This window comes from Sphingomonas cremea, assembly GCF_021502585.1.
GTDB lineage: Bacteria > Pseudomonadota > Alphaproteobacteria > Sphingomonadales > Sphingomonadaceae > Sphingomicrobium > Sphingomicrobium cremea.
Map to the genome: position 1 here is coordinate 14,196 of NZ_JAKFGM010000003.1, position 17,256 is coordinate 31,451.

General features: G+C 62.1%; 19 protein-coding genes. 9 read left to right on the forward strand and 10 right to left on the reverse strand.

Annotated features, from left to right (window positions below; all coding sequences use genetic code 11):
* Positions 1–173 precede the first annotated feature (173 nt).
* From LVY65_RS10200 to LVY65_RS10230, 7 genes are all read left to right on the forward strand, one after another.
* The gene (locus LVY65_RS10200) at positions 174–998 is read left to right on the forward strand and encodes a 3-hydroxybutyrate dehydrogenase (protein ID WP_235068016.1); all 825 of its coding nucleotides are present in this window, start codon (positions 174–176) and stop codon (positions 996–998) included.
* A 1-nt stretch (position 999) separates the two neighbouring features.
* Entirely contained in the window at positions 1,000–2,148 is a 1,149-nt protein-coding gene (locus LVY65_RS10205; protein WP_235068019.1) for a patatin-like phospholipase family protein, read from the forward strand.
* Positions 2,145–2,726: an NADPH-dependent FMN reductase gene (locus LVY65_RS10210; protein ID WP_235068020.1), complete on the forward strand. Its 582-nt coding sequence runs from the start codon at positions 2,145–2,147 to the stop codon at positions 2,724–2,726. The genes LVY65_RS10205 and LVY65_RS10210 overlap by 4 nt, the downstream gene beginning before the upstream one ends.
* 98 nt (positions 2,727–2,824) lie before the next feature.
* Positions 2,825–3,337 (forward strand): DUF302 domain-containing protein, encoded by a 513-nt coding sequence (locus LVY65_RS10215; RefSeq protein WP_235068023.1) that lies wholly within the window; start codon positions 2,825–2,827, stop codon positions 3,335–3,337.
* Between the two features lie 2 nt (positions 3,338–3,339).
* Positions 3,340–3,513 carry a hypothetical protein gene (locus LVY65_RS10220; RefSeq protein WP_235068025.1) on the forward strand — a complete coding sequence of 58 codons (174 nt, stop codon included), beginning with the start codon at positions 3,340–3,342 and terminating at the stop codon, positions 3,511–3,513.
* Complete coding sequence (locus LVY65_RS10225; protein WP_235068027.1) at positions 3,510–5,030, forward strand: hypothetical protein; 1,521 nt, start codon at positions 3,510–3,512, stop codon at positions 5,028–5,030. The genes LVY65_RS10220 and LVY65_RS10225 overlap by 4 nt, the downstream gene beginning before the upstream one ends.
* Positions 5,031–5,155: 125 nt before the next feature.
* Positions 5,156–5,566, forward strand: coding sequence for a hypothetical protein (locus LVY65_RS10230; protein WP_235068029.1), 411 nt, complete (start codon positions 5,156–5,158; stop codon positions 5,564–5,566).
* Here the strand turns inward: LVY65_RS10230 and LVY65_RS10235 are convergent.
* From LVY65_RS10235 to LVY65_RS10250, 4 genes are all read right to left on the reverse strand, one after another.
* Entirely contained in the window at positions 5,555–6,460 is a 906-nt protein-coding gene (locus LVY65_RS10235) for an ROK family protein (RefSeq protein WP_235068031.1), read from the reverse strand. The two genes, LVY65_RS10230 and LVY65_RS10235, sit on opposite strands and share 12 nt — an antisense overlap.
* 15 nt (positions 6,461–6,475) lie before the next feature.
* Complete coding sequence (locus LVY65_RS10240) at positions 6,476–6,832, reverse strand: hypothetical protein (protein ID WP_235068032.1); 357 nt, start codon at positions 6,830–6,832, stop codon at positions 6,476–6,478.
* Positions 6,833–6,986: 154 nt separating this feature from the next.
* Positions 6,987–7,151 (reverse strand): Flp family type IVb pilin, encoded by a 165-nt coding sequence (locus LVY65_RS10245; RefSeq protein WP_235068034.1) that lies wholly within the window; start codon positions 7,149–7,151, stop codon positions 6,987–6,989.
* Positions 7,152–7,309: 158 nt separating this feature from the next.
* Positions 7,310–9,304 (reverse strand): transglycosylase domain-containing protein, encoded by a 1,995-nt coding sequence (locus LVY65_RS10250; protein WP_235068036.1) that lies wholly within the window; start codon positions 9,302–9,304, stop codon positions 7,310–7,312.
* 114 nt (positions 9,305–9,418) lie between these two features.
* Here LVY65_RS10250 and LVY65_RS10255 point away from each other — a divergent pair, with 114 nt between their 5' ends.
* Both LVY65_RS10255 and LVY65_RS10260 read left to right on the forward strand, forming a co-directional pair.
* A complete protein-coding gene (locus tag LVY65_RS10255) occupies positions 9,419–10,927 on the forward strand; it encodes an ABC transporter substrate-binding protein (protein WP_235068037.1) in 1,509 nt (502 codons plus the stop codon).
* Positions 10,928–11,030: 103 nt separating this feature from the next.
* A complete protein-coding gene (locus LVY65_RS10260) occupies positions 11,031–11,459 on the forward strand; it encodes a DUF4112 domain-containing protein (RefSeq protein WP_408021995.1) in 429 nt (142 codons plus the stop codon).
* 57 nt (positions 11,460–11,516) lie between these two features.
* Here LVY65_RS10260 and nadA read toward each other — a convergent pair whose 3' ends face one another.
* The 6 genes from nadA to LVY65_RS10290 form a co-directional block, all read right to left on the reverse strand.
* Positions 11,517–12,518, reverse strand: coding sequence for a quinolinate synthase NadA (gene nadA, locus LVY65_RS10265; protein ID WP_235068041.1), 1,002 nt, complete (start codon positions 12,516–12,518; stop codon positions 11,517–11,519).
* A gap of 18 nt (positions 12,519–12,536) precedes the next feature.
* Positions 12,537–13,256 (reverse strand): DUF4230 domain-containing protein, encoded by a 720-nt coding sequence (locus LVY65_RS10270; RefSeq protein WP_235068042.1) that lies wholly within the window; start codon positions 13,254–13,256, stop codon positions 12,537–12,539.
* Positions 13,229–14,092, reverse strand: a complete 864-nt coding sequence (locus LVY65_RS10275; protein WP_235068045.1) for an MBL fold metallo-hydrolase — start codon at positions 14,090–14,092, stop codon at positions 13,229–13,231. The genes LVY65_RS10270 and LVY65_RS10275 overlap by 28 nt, the downstream gene beginning before the upstream one ends.
* Before the next feature lie 51 nt (positions 14,093–14,143).
* A complete protein-coding gene (locus LVY65_RS10280; RefSeq protein ID WP_235068047.1) occupies positions 14,144–14,938 on the reverse strand; it encodes a hypothetical protein in 795 nt (264 codons plus the stop codon).
* Positions 14,939–15,239: 301 nt separating this feature from the next.
* Positions 15,240–16,754 carry a M56 family metallopeptidase gene (locus LVY65_RS10285; protein WP_235068048.1) on the reverse strand — a complete coding sequence of 505 codons (1,515 nt, stop codon included), beginning with the start codon at positions 16,752–16,754 and terminating at the stop codon, positions 15,240–15,242.
* On the reverse strand, positions 16,751–17,122 hold the full coding sequence (locus tag LVY65_RS10290) for a BlaI/MecI/CopY family transcriptional regulator (protein WP_235068051.1): 372 nt from the start codon (positions 17,120–17,122) through the stop codon (positions 16,751–16,753). The genes LVY65_RS10285 and LVY65_RS10290 overlap by 4 nt, the downstream gene beginning before the upstream one ends.
* Between the last annotated feature and the right edge of the window lie 134 nt (positions 17,123–17,256).

Here is a 17,256-nt window from a genome sequence, read left to right on the forward strand (position 1 = left end):
CATTCCCGGCCGCCATCGGCTTGAGGCAAGATCCGCGACGTCCTTCAAAAATAGGGGAGCGACCCCCGGCTCGTGAAATCGCGAGTCGGCATGGAGTCGATGCACAAACTGAATTTTCGTCTGCGGCGTCGAAACGGCATTCTAAGGCCCTGCCTATTTTCAGGAGATGCCAGATGGACGTGCAAACCATGGACCGGACCGACCTTACTCGGCCGCTTGCCGGAAAAGTGGCGATCGTTACTGGCTCGACCAGCGGGATCGGCCTCGGCATCGCGCGCGCGCTCACCCGTGCCGGCGCGGATGTAGTCATCAACGGCCTGGGTGATCGGAAGGAAATCGATTTCGTCTGCGCAGAGTTGGAGAAAGGCTGCCCGCTCAGTCGCATCGCCTACAATGGCGCAAACCTGATGGACGGCAATGAAGCGCGGCAGTTGGTCAAAGATACCATCGCCGACTTCGGCCAGGTCGACATCCTCGTCAACAATGCCGGTATCCAGCATGTGAGCCCGATCGAGACCTTCCCGCCTGAAAAATATGACGCGATCATCGCGCTCAACCTGTCGTCCGCCTGGCACACCATTCGAGCCGCCTTCCCGTCGATGAAGGAGAATGGATTTGGCCGGATCATCAACGTCGCTTCGGCCCATGGCCTGGTCGCATCGCCGTTTAAGAGCGCATATGTGGCGGCAAAGCATGGCGTTGTCGGCTTGACCAAGACGGTCGCGCTCGAGGGCGCCGAGCATGGCATTACCTGCAACGCTGTCTGTCCAGGCTATGTCTGGACCCCGCTAGTTGAAAACCAGATTGACGATACCGCCAAGGCGCGCGGGATCAGCCGCGACGAAGTCATCCGCGATGTCTTGCTGGCAGCGCAGCCGAACAAGCGCTTCGCGACCGTCGAGGAGCTGGGCGCGCTCACTGTTTTCCTGTGCGGCCCAGGTGGGCAATCCATCACTGGTACTGCCCTGCCGGTCGATGGCGGCTGGACGGCGCACTGAGATGACCATTTCCCTCACCAAGGAGGTCTCCGCGCTCGGCCAAACTGTCCTTGTCCTCCAGGGCGGAGGCGCGCTGGGTGCCTACCAGGTCGGCGTCTACCAGGCTTTGCACGAGGCCGGGATTACGCCAGATTGGGTAATCGGAACCTCGATCGGCGCGATCAACGCCGCTCTGATCGCCGGCAGCAAGCCCGGCGACCGGGTCGAAAAGCTGAGCGACTTCTGGTCGCGTGTTCAGAACGATCAGTTCGTACCCGCGGGCATGCCGTCCTGGCTGACGACCGCGACCCGCAACCTCATGTCCATTACCGGCGGCGTGCCCAATTTCTTCAGCCCCAACCCGATGGCCTTCATGAGCCCGCACAACAATCTGGGTCCTGAAGAAGCCGGCTATTACCAGGTCAAGGCGTTGCGCCGCACTTTGGGTGAACTGGTTGATCTCGACCAACTCAATCACGGCGGCACTCGGATCACGGTTGGGGCGTCCTGCGTCCGCACCGCGGAGATGCGCTATTTCGATAGCCGCGACATGCCGCTTGCGCTCGACCATATACTGGCGTCGGGTGCACTGCCTCCCGCGTTTCCCGCCGTTCGTATCGAAGGGGAGCTATATTGGGATGGCGGCATCCTTTCGAACACGCCCGTCGAGGTAGTGTTCGATGACAAGCCGCGTCGCGACAGCCTGGTCTTCGCGGTCCACATCTGGAACCCACACGGTCCGGAGCCGGAGACGATTTGGGAGGTGATGAACCGCCAGAAGGACGTCCAATATTCGAGCCGCGCGGTTTCGCATATCCAGCGGCAGCGGCAGATCCATCGAATGCGCCACATCATCGCCGAGCTCACCAAGATGCTTCCCGAGGAAAAGCGGCGCGACAATCACATTTCGGAGCTGGCAAGCTATGGCTGCCTGACCCGCATGCATGTGGTGCGCCTGCTTGCACCTGTGCTCGATCATGAGGACCACAGCAAGGACATCGACTTCAGCGCCAGCGGCATCCGCCGTCGCCGCGAAGCCGGTTACCGCGACACGATGGAAACACTCGAAAAGGCGCCATGGCGGGCGCCGGTCGACGAACTTGAAGGCTTCATCCTGCATGAGGCCAAGGGCGGTCAAATGGTCGAAACGCCCGCGGCGGATGGCCGATGAACAGCCTCTCCATCGCAGTTCTTCTGGGATCGGTGCGGCGCGACCGAATGGGCTCGCGCGCCGCCAAACTTGTCGTTCGTGAACTCGAGCGACGAGGCCACACGGTTCACCTGGTCGACCCGCTTGAGTTGCAGCTGCCGCTCCTGGACCGGATGTACAAGGAACATCCGAAGGGCGGCGCGCCGGAAACGCTCGAGCGGTTGGCCGAAATCTATCGCCGCGTCGACGGATTCCTTGTCGTCAGCGGCGAATATAATCACGGCATTCCGCCCGCGCTCAAGAACCTGCTTGATCATTTTCTTGAAGAGTATTTCTGGCGACCGTCAGGGATTGTTTGTTACTCCGCAGGTGGCTTTGGTGGAGTGCGCGCGGCGATGCAGCTGCGCATGACGCTTGCGGAGCTTGGCATGTCGAGCGTTCCAAGCCTTCTGCCGATCCCACGTATCGCCGAGGCAATCGACGAGAACGGCATGGCGCGGGAGCCGATCGTGGACCGATCCGCCAATCGCTTTCTCGATGAATTCCTCTGGTATGCCGGCGCGCTGGCAGAAGCACGCACAGGCGGAACTCCATATTAAGCCCCGATACGGCTGGAGCATCGAAACCATAGGCAATCGCGATTTCACCTGCGCGATCCAAAAGGTCAGAATCTCAACTGTTCCAAAGGAGAGTTGAGATGGCCCGCAAAAAACTAACTCCGGCGGCGGTTGTAGCCATTGTGCTTGCGACCGGCCCCCTGTCAGGCGTAGCTCCACTGATCCCCACCGCGCAGGCGGCAACCCCAGTGGCCACCGCTCCGGCCCAGGGCGTTATCCGGCAGCGCAGCGATTTCGGCTTCGACCAGACGATTGCCCGGCTGAAGGCCGATATCGCAACCAAGGGTATTCGCTTCTTCGACGAGATCGACCATCAGAAGCTTGGCGCCGGCGCCGATTTGCCAATCGGCCGATCGACCCTGCTGCTGTTCGGCAATCCACCGCTCGGTGTTCAGTTCCTCCAGGCCAACCCGCTGGCGGGCCTCGATTGGCCGGTCCGCATGCTCGTCACCGAGGATAGCGACGGCACGGTCTGGATCAGCTGGTCCGACTTCCGCTTCGTTGCGGACCGCTACCAGCTTCAGGACCGCGACCCGCAGATCGCAATGGCGAGCGAAGTCGCCGCCTCAATTGCCTCAGCCGCAAGGAAATAATCATGATCAGTGTCACACCTATCGGCCGCATCGCCCCCGACCTGCCACGCCGGGATCTGGCCGCCATCTATCCCTATCTCAACCGCAAGGAACTGGAAGGAAAGTCGCCGCGGGATCAGCTCCGGCAGATCGACGGTATCCTTCAGAAGCTGGCGGCAGCATCGCGCATGCAATGACAAGTGTGCTGGCGACTCTCTTTCTCCCGGTCGCATCGAATGGCCTTCCGCCGCTCGGCGGGAGGCTTTTCGCTGCCTACCGGATCGCTTGGTGGGCGCTGTTCGCACTGGCGGTGCTGGCGGCGAGCTATGCGCTGTTCGAACCCGGCACGCATGCCCTGATCCTTGGACTGCGACTTACCAAGTCGATCGTGCTGATCGCCGTTTCGTCGATCCTGTTCCGCCGCCGCCGGACCGATCCCGTGGCGGCGATGCTGGGCCTCTCCTTCCTGCTCTGGACAGCCAGCAGCAGCGTCGATTTCGCCGGCACGGCCTCCGCCTGGCCGATCTTGCTCGACCGATGCCGGTTCCTTCTGTTTGCTTTCGCCCTGCTGCTTTTCCCCGACGGACAGTGGGCGCCAAGATGGACCCGAGCGGTCGCTGCCGCGATCCTTCTGGTATTCCTGATCGGCATCCTCGAAGCACTGGACCTGCTTCCCACGCGGGCTTTTCTCCCGCTCGCGATCGGTTGCGTCCTCATGACGCTCACCGCTTTGATGGCTCGCTACAAGGCGCTGTCCTCATACATGGCGAAGCAGCAACTCAAATGGGTGGCGCTTGGGCTGGTCGCCGGCATCGCACTGATTCTAGCGGCCCGGGCGGGCGCGGCCATCACCACTCGTACGACCATGCCGATGAGCGGCACGATTGTCCTCGAAGCCCTGTTTCAACTTGGCATTGTCGTCATTGCGCTGGGCTTTCTGACCTCTCTGCTGCGCTACCGCCTCTATGACGCCGAAACGGCCATCAGCCGCTCCGCGGCCTATGCCGGTCTCACTTTGGCCCTCGTGGCAATTTTTGCCGGCAGCGAGGCGATTATCCAGGCGCTAGGCCAGCGCTATTTCGGCCCTGACATCGGCGACCTTTCGGGAGGCATCGCAGCTGCGATTGCAGCGGCCCTGCTGACTCCACTTCACAGCCGGATCAGCGGTTGGGCAGAGGCGCATTTTCAGAAGGATCTAATGGGCCTGAGGTCCGAGCTGCCCGACTTGCTTAGCGCCCTGTCGGGGACTTCGTCGATCGAACGGATGGGCTCCGCTGTCCTGCCGCGGATCGAGCAGGCGATTCACTCGACCAGGATTGCCCTTGTGGTCGAAGGCAGGCTGGCGTCGATTTGTGGAATGCCAAAGCCGGCGGGCCAGCGTTGGCTTCGCCGATGGCAGGCTCCGGCGGCCATCGAACTGCTCGATCAGGACGACGACGAGCATTTCCCCGTCCGGATGGCGCTGCGCTCTCCCTTCGGGGCCGTTTGCGGATGGCTGCTGCTCGGCCCGCGGCCCGATCAAAGTCTTTATGGCAAGGATGAGCTTGATGCGCTGGCCGCAATCGCGCCGGCGCTACAGAGAACGGTCTTTTCCGTGGTCGAACGCGAACGAGAGCAGAATATTACTTTGGCATCTCTGCAACGGTTGACGGCCAAGGTCAGCGAAATTGAGGCGGCAAATGGGTTGAGCCGCAACCGTTCGAGCTCGATTTAATGTCCTCGTTGGGCTCAATTTAGACAATTGCGAAACCGGCGTGCCGGGGCGCCACTTCCGCTCCGCCATCCGCCCATCACTTAGTCGGACCTTGCCTATCGGCCGAAGCGGGCTAATTTCGGCCGATGCCAACGTTCGTCGGAATCGCTCTTGCACTGACGGTGGCAACCTTCGCTCGATTGGTCGGCTTTGACCGCGACAGGGCTTTCTACCCGTTCGTCCTGATCATCATCGCTTCCTACTATATCCTGTTCGCCGTGATGGTGGGGGACAATGCCGGCCTGTTGACCGAACTGGTCATGTTCGCACTCTTCGCCGTCGCGGCAATCCTGGGATTCAGGACCAGCTTGTGGATCGTCGTTGCCGGATTGGCGATGCACGGTGTTTTCGACTTCGCTCGAAGCCATTTGCTCGAAGGGCGCGGCGTTCCCGAATGGTGGCCTGCTTTTTGCCTGGCCTACGATCTCACGGCTGCATTGGGACTTGCCGCAATCTTGCTGATCGGGAAGCGGAAACCCAGGTCGTCAGGCATTTAATCCCTCGCTACCGGATTGCAGCTTGCGTGCGATCAGCAATGCGCCTTCCAGCCCTGCATGCTCCAGCGCGGCCTGGACACAAAACCCTCGCTGACTCGCCGCAGGGCCGACACCGTAACCGCCAAGCGATGTAAGCATGGCGGCCTCGATCTCCCCAATTATCGGCGCGGCGCAGATCACGCCGCCGCCCCAGACTATTCGATGCGGCGACCAGGCCAGTACAAGCGCTGCGGCCAGCTGCCCAAGATAGTCGGCGACAAGCTCACGCAAGGAGGGATCGCTGGCCAGTTCCCTCCCCTCACCTAAGCGTCGTCGCACTGCGGGGCCGGACACCAGCCCCTCCGCGCAATCGGAATGGTATGGGCAGACGCTCGGCATATCGTCTGCAGTGCGGCGGACGAGGCGCAGGTGCCCTGCTTCCGGGTGCAGTGCGCCAGTAAGGCTTTGCCCACGATTGGACAGCCCCGCGCCAATCCCGGTGCCGACCGTGACGTAAGCAACGCAAGGAAAGCCTGCGCCCGCGCCGAGTTGCTGCTCGGCGATTGCGGCGGCGTTGACGTCGGTGTCGACAGCCACCGGAACGCCCAATCGCTCCTGGAGATCGCGACAAAGATTACTGCCGGCCCAGCCGGACTTGGTCGTCGCCAGCATCCGGCCATGGTCGGGAGATTCCGGATCGACGATCAGCGGACCGAACGCCGCAATTCCGATTGCGCCCAGTCTGCCGTCGTCGGGAACAGAGGAAATCAGGAAGTCGAGCGCATCCTCGGCAGCGCGTTCAGGCGATGTCGTCGCCCACTTCCCATCCGCGACCGCGCGGCCGGCCAAATCGCATACGCGAGCAAGGATCTTGGTCCCGCCCGTTTCAATGCCTGCCAGATAGGTCCGCGTCATTCGGACAACAGCGAGCTATCGATCTTGATGATGGAAATTGGGCTCCGACCCCAATCGATCCGTCCCAAACGACAAGATCGCGACGCCAGCGCCGGGCAGCGGAACGACCGCAGTGCCGAAGGCAGATCGATAGCCGCCGGTGCCGATGGAAAAGCCAATTTCGCCGTGAATGGGCGGAGGCAGCCTATCGTCCGAAGATTCGGCAAGCTCGCGCCTGCGTGCCGCATCATTGAGAACCGATTCGATTTCCTCAGGGCTAAGGCGATGCTCGGACGAAATTCCCGTGTCCGGCGGCGCCGGCGCGGGTTCCGCAAGCGCCGTTCCGGGCAAAGCGACCAACGAGGCCAGCAGCATGGCTAGGACTTGATGCATGGCCGAATTCCTTTGATCGTCGCCCGCCACACGCCCGGACTTAGCGAATCTTGGGACTTAACGCCAAAGCTTCAACGTCTGCTGGTTCTTGAGGCACAAAAAAAGCAGCGGCGCCTTTCGACGCCGCCGCCTCTTTTGGCTAATCTTCGAACGATTAGGTGTCGAGTTCGGTCGACACTTCGTTGAAGGTGCTGCCCAGCTGGTTACCGATGTTGCCCATAGCGGCAATCGCGGCAACGGCAATGAGAGCGGCAATCAGGCCGTACTCAATCGCGGTCGCACCCTTGTTATTCTTGATCAGCTTCAGAAACTTGGCCATCTCTGGTCTCCTTCAGGCTCCACAAAGGGGATCCACATTTCCCCACCTCCGCGAAACGAAACGGCGCGTCGGTCGAGGAGAGAATTACGACCTGAAGGGTTGAGAAAGCTTTAAAGCAGCCGGTTTCCGAAAATTAACCTTTTGAGCCCTTTGAAGGGTCACTTTTCGCCGATCAGCTGCTCCACCATGCTGATGATCTTGCGGATCGTTTCGCCCCCATCGCTCCAGTCTTCGGGCAACGGGCTCTTGCGCTGGCCGCTTGCAGGCTGACGGCGCTCAGGGATGCGGAAGCCATCGTGTAGCGGCGGGCCGCGGCGACCGTCAATCGCCACGGCCGATGACATGAAGCGACGCCAGATATCGGCCGGGGCGGTGCCCCCCGTAATTCTGCCCAGCGACTGGTTATCGTCTCGGCCGACCCACACGCCGACGACGAGGTTTTCCGCAAAACCGATGAACAGCGCGTCACGATTATTCTGGGTCGTGCCGGTCTTGCCGAATGTGGCGGTAGATATGGCGGCGCGGCGACCGGTCCCGCGATTGGCGGCGGACCACAGCAAATCGAGCATGGGCGCCCGATCTCGGCGGTCGTCCAGCCGCCCGCCGCGAGCGAAGAAGGATGAAATGCCTCCGTCCTCCTCATCCAGCGGCAGTCCGCGCGCCTCGACCGGATAGCGACCGCCGGCAATTGCAGCATATGCCGCGGTCAGCTCCAGCAAGCTGACACCCGAAGTACCAAGCGAAAGGCTTGGCCGGTCTGTCAGGGGCGAGTCGATGCCAAGGTCGCGGGCTGCCCGGATCACATTTTGCCGGCCGACCTGCTCGGCCAGTCGAACTGTGGCGGCGTTGCTGGATCGGGTGAATGCTTCGCGCAGGGTGATAGAGCCGCGATAAACCCCATCGTTATTGCCTGGCGACCAGCCATCAACGGTGATCGGCCGGTCGTCGATCATGCTGTCGGGCGTGTAGCCGGCCCTAAGGGCAGCGAGATAGACGAACAGCTTGAATGCACTACCGGGCTGGCGCCGTGCCTGGGTTGCGCGGTTGAAGGGACTCTTGCCGTAATTGCGACCGCCAACCATGGCGACTACTCGCCCATCGGGGCGCATGGCGACGAGCGCCGCCTGGGCATCGCCGATCCCGGCCTGGGCAACGGCACGCACTGCCAATCGCTGCAAATCGGCATCGAGCGTGGTCGGCACTCGAACTTCGCCATAATCGGCATCGAAAGCCTGGGCGGCTTGAGGAGCGACCCAGTCGGCGAAATAGGTGCCGGTCGGGACGCTGCCATTGCTATCGCCGACAGGACGAGCCGAAAGCGTCGCTCTCGCACGGGCCTGCGAAATTATGCCCGTATCGGCCATTGCCTGGAGCACCAGCCTGCTGCGCCGCTGCGCCAACGCTAGGTTTCGCGTCGGGGCAAGGCGTGACGGAGCCTGGACCATACCCGCAAGCATGGCGGACTGGGCGAGGTTCAGCCGCTCCGGTTCTCGGCCGAAATAGTGACGCGAGGCGGCGCGCAGCCCATAAACGCCGTCGCCGAAATAGACGCTGGAAAGGTACCGGGAGAGAATCTCATCCTTTGTGAGCCAACCCTCCAGCCAGAAGGCAATGATCACTTCCTGCGCTTTGCGCTTCAACGATCGGTCGGCGGAAAGGAAACTTGTCTTGGCGAGCTGCTGGGTAAGTGTACTTCCGCCCTGGCGAACGCCGCCGGCCTTCAGATTGGCGACCATCGCCCGCCCGATGGCGCGCGGATCGATGCCCCAGTGGCTACGAAAGCGGCGGTCCTCGATTGCAATAAATGCCGCGGGGGTCAGGGGGTCGAGCTTCGCCACCTCGACCGGCTCATCCTTGACTGCGCCTCGCCTTGCGATCGGCCGCCCCTCTGCCGACACCAGGAGCATGGCAGGATCCTTAAGCGGCTCTAGGGCACGGCTAAGGGGCGCGGTGACGATCAGCCACAACAGGGTGACGAGCAGCAGCGCGCCGAGTGCCGTGAACCCCAGGCGCCACCAACTGCGGCGGTGCCGTTGCTGCTTACCGTCGGCCGACGCGCCGGCACCACCTGCCGAGGCGGCCGTTGGAATGGGATCTGGCAGATTTTCGACGGCAACGCCGCCGCGCTGCCAAATGCCATGATCGTCCGCCATCTCTCCCCTTCCGGCGCGCCATTGGGCACCCGCACTGCCTTAGTTAAGTAAAACAGTTGGGCGGGAATATCCAGTGGTTGATGAACTGGGGTTTAAAGCTAAACCCGTAAGCCGATGGCTGCCTGCGTCCTGACCCGCTGCTTGTTGACCGCGTCGCTAGCGGGATCGTTGCTGCTGGCCGGATGCGATCGACAAAGCGGTGGAATCACGCGAGTCGCTGCAATCGGACCGACTCCCAGGCTGGTCGAAACGGTCGAAGCCCCGCTTTCGCCCGGCGACGCGCTGGTGCGGGCGAACATGGCGCAGGGGCTGGTGCGCTTCGACGAGCGCGGCCAAGTCGTCCCCGGCCTCGCCGAACGATGGAATGTCAGCGACGACGGTCTTAGCTACATTTTCCGCCTGCAGACCGGTCAATGGCCCGACGGGCGCAAGATCAGCGCTGATGAGGTCGCACGTATCCTCAGGCGGCAGTTAAGGCCGGCTAGCAGCAATCCTCTGAAAGATACGTTGGGCGCGGTCAGCGAGATTGTGCCGATGACGGAGCGGGTAATCGAAATTCGCCTCAGCTCGCCGCGCCCCAACCTGCTGCAACTGCTTGCCCAGCCCGAATTCGGGTTGGTCCGGGCAAGTGTCGGTACTGGGCCGTTCCTTCCGCCAACCGATGACGAACGGGCGACAATTCCGCCGGCCGAGACCAAGCCCGGTGAATTGCTTGTCACCCATCGCATCCATATCCCCGATGCCGAGGATCCGGTCGAAAAGGTTCGGATCAGCGGCGGCAACGCCAAGGCACTTGTCGCGGCATTTGCCGATGGAGATCTTGATTTGGTGCTTGGGGGAACGGTCGCTGACCTGCCTCACGCCTTCCGCGAAAAAATGCCGCGGGGGGCACTGCGCTTTGACCCGGTCGCAGGCCTGTTTGGATTGGCACCTACCAAGCGCAACGACGTGATTCAGGATGTTGAGGTCCGACACTTGTTGAGCCGGGCAATTGACCGGCCCGCTCTGGTTGCCGGGCTCCGCGTGGGCGGACTTGTCCCCCGTGCGACGTTGCTTCAGGCGGGGCTCGAAGGCATCGGCCCACCACAGCAGCCCGATTGGGTTAACCAGCCAGTGGAGGATCGTCGCGCGTCACTGCTCGCGGAAGCGAACCGGCTGTTCCGCAATGGCGCTCGGCCGACATTTCGGATCGCGGTGCCGGATGGACCGGGGGGAGATTATCTCCTCGCCCGACTGCGCTACGATTGGGGCCCCTTGGGCATCAAATTGGATCGCGCGCCGAGCGCTGCCTCAGCTGACCTGGTTTGGATCGACGAGGTGGCGCCTTCCTCATCGCCCGCATGGTTCCTGCGGCGCTTCCGTTGCGAGATTGCAACGATCTGCGTTGAGGAAGCCGAGCCCTTGCTGGCCGATGCCCGGACGACTCTGGACAGCAGGCAACGCGCATCGCTGTTTTTGGAGGCGGCTCGACTGATGGACGATCGGCAAGTTTTCATCCCGATCGCCGCGCCAATCCGCTGGTCGCTGGTCTCGGGCCGCGTTCCGGGCTTCGCGGAGAACCCGTTTGCGCGCCATACACTCGTCGGTCTGACCGACAGCAGCTTCGGCGGGGGCAGTCGGTAAAGAGTGAAAATGCGCTTCGCGCTTACGCGAGGCTTCCTTGAATTGCGGTCCAGCCGGTTTGAATGCCGACGGTCCGTAGCTATATCCGACTGCGATGACAGAAATGCTCGATCAACCAACGCCAAAGATGCGCAGGCAGATACCGGGCCTTGGTTCCGATCCCGGTTCCGTCAGGCAGCGGATCGAGGCGATGGAGCAACTGCTGGAACGGATGTTCGTCATTCCCGGAATCAACAAGCCCGTCGGCCTCGACGTCATCCTCGATATTATCCCCGGGATCGGCACCATTTCTGCTGCCGCGCTGGGAAGCTACATTGCTTGGGAAGCGCGCAACCTCCGCATGTCAAAATGGCAAGTCGCGCGAATGGCCGGCAACATCGGCTTCGACATGCTTCTTGGCCTAATCCCATGGGTCGGTGCGATCCCCGACTTCTTCTTCCGATCGAACACGCGGAACGTGCGGATCATCAAGCAGCACCTCGACAAGCACCATCCGGAAACGAGGACGATCGACGTCTCGGCAAGGCGGTGACTTCGCTGGCCGTTCGCCATTTCGCAGCGCCAAACCCTTGCAGGCACTGGGCGTAGGTCAGTCCCCTGAAATCTTCGGCTTGCCCACGTCCCCCTGGCCGACGGTGCGGCCGGCCATCTCCAGCATGCGCTCCAAGGGGATACGCGCCTTCGCCATGACCTCTGGCGATAGCTCGATTCTCGGCTGGAGGTCGCGAAGGGCCAGGTAAAGCTTCTCGAGCGTATTCAGCGCCATATAGGGGCACATGTTGCAGTTGCAGTTGCCGTCGCCGCCAGGGACCCCGATGAACGTCTTGTCCGGCGCCGCCTTTTCCATCTGGTGAATGATGTGCGGTTCGGTCGCGACGAGGATAGTCTGCGACGGGCTATTGATCGCGAAATCGAGGATCGACTTGGTCGAGCCGACATGGTCGGCGTGCTCGATGATATGCGGCGGGCATTCGGGATGCGCCGCAACCGGCGCGCCGGGATGCTCGGCCTTCAGTTTCAAGAGCTCGGTCTCGCTGAACGCCTGATGGACGATGCAAATGCCCGGCCACAGCAGCATGTCGCGCCCGGTCTTGCGCGCAAGGTAGCCGCCCAGATGCCGGTCGGGCCCGAAAATGATCTTCTGGTCCTTCGGAATCTGCTTGAGGATCACATCGGCGCTGCTGCTTGTCACGATGATGTCGCTGAGCGCTTTTACCGCCGCCGAGCAGTTGATGTAGGTCAGCGCAATATGGTCTGGATGAGCCTCGCGGAACGCCTTGAACTGGTCGGGCGGGCAGCTGTCTTCCAATGAGCAGCCGGCGTCCATATCGGGCAGGACGACGATCTTCTCGGGCGACAATATCTTCGCCGTCTCGGCCATGAAGCGGACGCCGCAGAATGCAATGACATCGGCATCCGTGGCGGCCGCCTTGCGCGAGAGGTCAAGGCTGTCGCCGACGAAATCGGCGAGATCCTGGATCTCGGGCTTCTGATAATAGTGCGCCAGGATGACCGCATTGCGCTCCTTCTTGAGGCGCTGAATCTCGCTAAGGAGATCAAGCCCCTTAAGGCTCTGGGTCTGGGCGGTCATGGCGAAACGTCCTTACAATCAGCGGCGCGCCTGTGCGTCTTCTAGCACATCGTTATAGGCACGGCTGCGGTCAAGTGGCTCGGTAACCGGGGTACCGTCACTTGCATAGCGCGCAATCACCTTGGCGCTGTCGAAACCCGCGGCCTGGAGCGGTAGTGCAAAGCTACGCTCCATCGCCTGCCGGCCGGCCTCACGGGCGAGGCGCATGGGTACCGGCGAAGCGGCCTGCTTCCGCAAGTCAGCGACTGCTCGCGCGCGGTTGTTGCGATCGAGCGCCTGGTCGGCGTCGGTAACGACACTCAGCACCCCGCCCTCGCCATATTCGCGCGCCGCGGCGAGATCGACTTCGGGTCCCGCAATCTCGATTTCGGGGAGCGTGACGTTGAGCGTGTTGCTGGCCGCGTCCCACTTCACATCGTCCGGCCCGAGCTGGGCCAGGTCGAGTTCGTAGCGAACGTCTCCCGGTAGAATTAAGGTGCGCTCGGAACTTACAAGGCCGCCGAGCCTTTCCTGCCTGCTGCTGACCACCGAAACATAGCGCGCGACAAAGGGGACCAGCCGATTTTGTGCACGCATCGATTGCAGCGCGGACGACGCGACGGTTTCCGGATCGGGCCCGCCGAATAGGCGCTTGCCGATGTCGAGCGCGCCGCCAACGACCAGGCCAAGCAGCAATGCGACCACAACTGCCGCGATTGCGAGGGGACGATTCAGCCGGATTCCGCTGTCTTCATCCATTTCTCACCCTCCCCTGCTTCAACGAGCCCCCGCGTCTGAAGGTCCAGCAAATGTGCATAGACCGAACCGCCCGCAGCGGGAACGAGCCGTTGATCCAGGCCGGGATAGGCGCTTGAGACGATGTCGGGAATGTCTCGCGGGCGTTCGGCAACAAGCCTCAATATCTGCCGCTCGCGCTGCCTCCGGTGGCCGATCATGCCTCTTACCAGCTGCGCGGGCTTGGTTACGGCCGGGCCGTGTGCGGGGTAATATATCCGGTCGCCGCGCTGTCGGAGCACGTCGAGGCTTTTCATATAGGCCGCCATGTCACCGTCCGGTGGAACGACGACAGTCGTCGACCAACCCATGACATGATCCCCGGTAAACAGCGCGTCACCATAGGCGAAGCAGAGATGATTGCTGGTGTGGCCCGGCGTTGCCACTGCCAATAGCCGCTTTCCGTTATCGAAATCGATCGTCTCGCCGTCGGCCAGGATCCGATCCGGCGCATAATCCTTGTCGAAACTCGCATCGGCGCGCGGGCCGATGCTTTCCAGCGCAAGTGGAGCGCAACCGATGATCGGTGCCCCGGTTGCTTCTTTCAGCGCGCGGCTGGCCGGCGAATGATCCCGGTGGGTATGCGTGCAAGCGATGGCCGCGAGCGGACGGCCATCCAGTGCATCCAGTATTGCGTCTACATGCTGCGGTAAATCGGGGCCCGGATCGATGGCCACCAACTCGCTCTCACCGACCAGATAGGTTTGCGTTCCAAAATAGGTGAAGGGCGAAGGATTGCGTGCGAGCAGCCGAACGGCCCCCGGTTCAAGCGGCTCGGCGATGGCGTAGGGTGCGTCCACGCTTGAGGCTGTGCCACGAGCCGCTCGCACATGGCAACAAAGGGGCGCCCGCTAGCAGCGCAGCCGATATGGCCCGAGAGTTTCGACGAGCTGGTTCGAACGCAGAATCTGAATCTCGACCTTGCTGGAAGACACGCCCAGGCAGAGCCGCTCGGGTAGCTTGTATCGGATCGATTGGCCCTGCCGCATGGCCGCCAATGCGACCTCACCCCTCATATCGCCCCGGCGAAGAAAGCGCAGGACGGTGCCGCTGGATATGTCCTCGTCGGCGTGGACGGAAAGCCGCGTGTCCTTTTCCAGCACCATGCATGGATTGCCCTCGCCATCCTCGCCGGCGTCCAGGCATCGGATCGACAGGCTCGGCTTGGAAAGCGATTTGGCGGTCGACGTCGCCATTTTCGGCGGCGCAGAAATCGGAGGCGTCGATTGGGGCGCCGGAAGCACGGCCTGTTCCGGCTGCTGAGCGGTCAAAGGCGCAGGCACAGCGGGCGCGGATTTCACCGCATCGGTTCCGGATAGGCTTTTGGCAATTTCGGCGTCGAGTTCGGCGGCGATCTTTGCCTTGCTCTCCTGTGAAATGTCGGGATGCGCGGCGATCTTCGCCTTCGCATCTTGCAGGGTCCTCACCCAGCTGGCCTGGTCGGCCTCCTTGGCCGAGCAGAGCTTCAGCTTGGTCAGGCGCTTTTGGCCGTCCTTTTCAATTTCGACGCTAGTCTCGAATTTGCGGGCGCCGCAATCCGCTACGATCGCTGCTGCAGTGGTGTCAGGCGACTGCGCGCTATTATCGGTGGCCGAGCCTTGCACCAACGCAAGTGCAGCCGCGAGATTGATCAGCAACAAGTTCATCTTTGTCCTTTGGCTTTTACCCGAACGCGGCAAAGGCTGACATGCCTTGAGCAAGGGCTTAGCCGATGGTCGGACTTCGACCAAGGCTGGTGCAAGCGCGGAAGAAGCCCAGCGGACAAAAGTCGCGACGCAGGCAATGATCTCGCGGTAAACTCAGCTAAGCTGCCGTTCCATCCGCTGATCCCAGCTGAACTTAAGCACTCTCAAAAATGGGGCGTCCCAGGCAGCCTCCCTGCCCGGGACGCCCCGGCCACGCAAAGCGCCATCGAAATGGCAATCGCCCTGCGCCGCTTCGAGCTTGTCAGTCGCCCTGGTCGAGTGCCTCCAGCCGGTCCAGCTCAGCTTCGGCTGCGCGAACGCCTGCTTCAGCGGCGGCGATGCCCGCTTCAATCTGGCCACGATCGACTGAGGCGAGCGCATTGCGCTTGATCGCCTCGACATCGACATCCCCAATTCCCTTCAGCGAATTACGGATTGTTGCCTTGATTTGCTCCGGATCCCTGCCGGACCGCCGGATATCGGCCGCGTGGGCGTCAATTTCCCTCATTGCCTCGGCGATGTCGGCTTGTGCTTCGGCAAGGTCGCGGCGCAGCTCGTCGCGGTCGAAATTGGCTTCGGCCATTGCTTCGCGAATCTCGCGCTGGATTTCCTCGCGGTCGATTCGACTACGGCCAAGCTCATCGCGAGCCTCCGCGATCGAGCGATGTATGTCCGCCCTGTCTTCCGGCGTTAGATCGCTCCATGCCTTGGATTGTCCGTTGATCATGATCGTTTCGCCACCGACGTGCAGTGGTTTGACCGGCCGGGGCGGAGCCGGTGCAACCGGAGCCGGAGCAACCGATGGGACTAAAGGATTGACGGGTTCCGGTGGCGTGGTTGGCACCGGAACGTCGACATAGTTGATCGCCCGGGACGCGGTCAGCGGCAGGGCGACCGCGACGGCGAGCACGACCATCATGCGACCGGCCAAGCGCCGGCCGGCGGTGGGATTAGTGAGCATGGATTTTAGCCTTCTGTGCAAGGTGTTGCGTCGATCAAGCGCGCTGGCGAACAGCAGCGCCCGTCCCGAAGCGGCCTTGGCGATCGCCCGGCCGTAATCGGCGCGATCATAGGCCTTGGCCTTGTCCAGCACCCGGGCATCGCACGCCGCTTCCTGATCGAAGCGAAAAGCAGCGTGTGCGACCCAGGCGAGCGGGTTGAACCACTGGAGGCAGAGGAGGACAAAGGCGAAAAGATTGGCGATAAGATCGCCCGAGCGATGGTGGGCAAGCTCATGTTCGAGCGCCAGTCGGCGCTCATAATCGTCATAAAGCCTCTCGAAATTTGCGGGCACGGCGATGACCCGATCGAAAATTCCGAAAGCGAGCGGACCGCTGACGTCAGGCGATCGCACGAGGCGAATCGAACCGATCCGGCCTATTTCGTCAGCCCCGGCAAGGATTGCCGAACGTTCCACGCGGAATGCGTTCATTCGGGCCACGAACAGGCCGAATGCGACGCATATCCAGATGGTCAGCAGCATCGTCGGCCAGCCACCCATCTGGTCGATCAATGACGTTTCGGGTGGTGCGATATTGGCAAGCAACATCGGTTCGACGCTGACCTGGGAGGTTATAAGCCTTGGCGAGACGGTCATGACCGCGGGGCGCTCGATAGTATGCGTGATCGTCGGCATCAGCAGCCGAGCCGCCGGAATCAGCCAAAGCCCATATGCGACGCGCGCGCCGAAGTGGCGACGGACGGGCTCCCTGATCAACAGGACCAGGACAATCAGTCCGGAAGTCGCAAGCAACGTTCCCAGCAGCCAGTCGGTCATGACTTAAGCTCCTTCAATAGCGCCTGGATCGCCGCGATATCCTCATCGTCGAGCCCATCCTCTTCGGCGAGGCGCGCAACCAGCGGCGATAGACGGCCACCGAACAATCGTTCGACGAACCGGCGGGATTCCTTGCCGACATACGCTTCGCGCTGGATCGCGGGGGAGTAAAGGAAGCGGCGCCCGTCCTCGCGGTGCGAAATGACGCCTTTGGCCGCAAGCCGGGACAACATCGTCTTGACCGTCGCCAACGACCACCCGCGCGATACGTCAATCCGCTCGGCAACGTCGGCTGCGGTCAGCGGCTCGGCCGCCTCCCACAGCACTTCCATTACGTCCAGCTCGGCATCGCTAATGCGTTTGTCCATCGGCGGTCCCTTTCGACTACATCCGTAATCGAGTCGATTACAGTTGTAAACGGGCTCATTGGCATTTTTCTCGCTTGCCGGAAAAGCGTCGGAAATTTTTACGTTACGTGAGCGGCCGTTGAGCCGAGCCCGCT

Excerpts from the sequence above, each read along its gene's own strand:
- LVY65_RS10215 (WP_235068023.1), top strand. The coding sequence starts at position 2,825 with ATGGCCCGCAAAAAACTAACTCCGGCGGCGGTTGTAGCCATTGTGCTT.
- LVY65_RS10260 (WP_408021995.1), top strand. The coding sequence starts at position 11,031 with ATGCTCGATCAACCAACGCCAAAGATGCGCAGGCAGATACCGGGCCTT.
- LVY65_RS10210 (WP_235068020.1), top strand. The coding sequence starts at position 2,145 with ATGAACAGCCTCTCCATCGCAGTTCTTCTGGGATCGGTGCGGCGCGAC.
- LVY65_RS10225 (WP_235068027.1), top strand. The coding sequence starts at position 3,510 with ATGACAAGTGTGCTGGCGACTCTCTTTCTCCCGGTCGCATCGAATGGC.
- LVY65_RS10285 (WP_235068048.1), bottom strand. The coding sequence starts at position 16,754 with ATGACCGACTGGCTGCTGGGAACGTTGCTTGCGACTTCCGGACTGATT.
- nadA (WP_235068041.1), bottom strand. The coding sequence starts at position 12,518 with ATGACCGCCCAGACCCAGAGCCTTAAGGGGCTTGATCTCCTTAGCGAG.
- LVY65_RS10255 (WP_235068037.1), top strand. The coding sequence starts at position 9,419 with ATGGCTGCCTGCGTCCTGACCCGCTGCTTGTTGACCGCGTCGCTAGCG.
- LVY65_RS10280 (WP_235068047.1), bottom strand. The coding sequence starts at position 14,938 with ATGAACTTGTTGCTGATCAATCTCGCGGCTGCACTTGCGTTGGTGCAA.
- LVY65_RS10270 (WP_235068042.1), bottom strand. The coding sequence starts at position 13,256 with ATGGATGAAGACAGCGGAATCCGGCTGAATCGTCCCCTCGCAATCGCG.
- LVY65_RS10220 (WP_235068025.1), top strand. The coding sequence starts at position 3,340 with ATGATCAGTGTCACACCTATCGGCCGCATCGCCCCCGACCTGCCACGC.
- LVY65_RS10290 (WP_235068051.1), bottom strand. The coding sequence starts at position 17,122 with ATGGACAAACGCATTAGCGATGCCGAGCTGGACGTAATGGAAGTGCTG.
- LVY65_RS10240 (WP_235068032.1), bottom strand. The coding sequence starts at position 6,832 with ATGCATCAAGTCCTAGCCATGCTGCTGGCCTCGTTGGTCGCTTTGCCC.
- LVY65_RS10230 (WP_235068029.1), top strand. The coding sequence starts at position 5,156 with ATGCCAACGTTCGTCGGAATCGCTCTTGCACTGACGGTGGCAACCTTC.
- LVY65_RS10235 (WP_235068031.1), bottom strand. The coding sequence starts at position 6,460 with ATGACGCGGACCTATCTGGCAGGCATTGAAACGGGCGGGACCAAGATC.
- LVY65_RS10200 (WP_235068016.1), top strand. The coding sequence starts at position 174 with ATGGACGTGCAAACCATGGACCGGACCGACCTTACTCGGCCGCTTGCC.
- LVY65_RS10250 (WP_235068036.1), bottom strand. The coding sequence starts at position 9,304 with ATGGCGGACGATCATGGCATTTGGCAGCGCGGCGGCGTTGCCGTCGAA.
- LVY65_RS10245 (WP_235068034.1), bottom strand. The coding sequence starts at position 7,151 with ATGGCCAAGTTTCTGAAGCTGATCAAGAATAACAAGGGTGCGACCGCG.
- LVY65_RS10205 (WP_235068019.1), top strand. The coding sequence starts at position 1,000 with ATGACCATTTCCCTCACCAAGGAGGTCTCCGCGCTCGGCCAAACTGTC.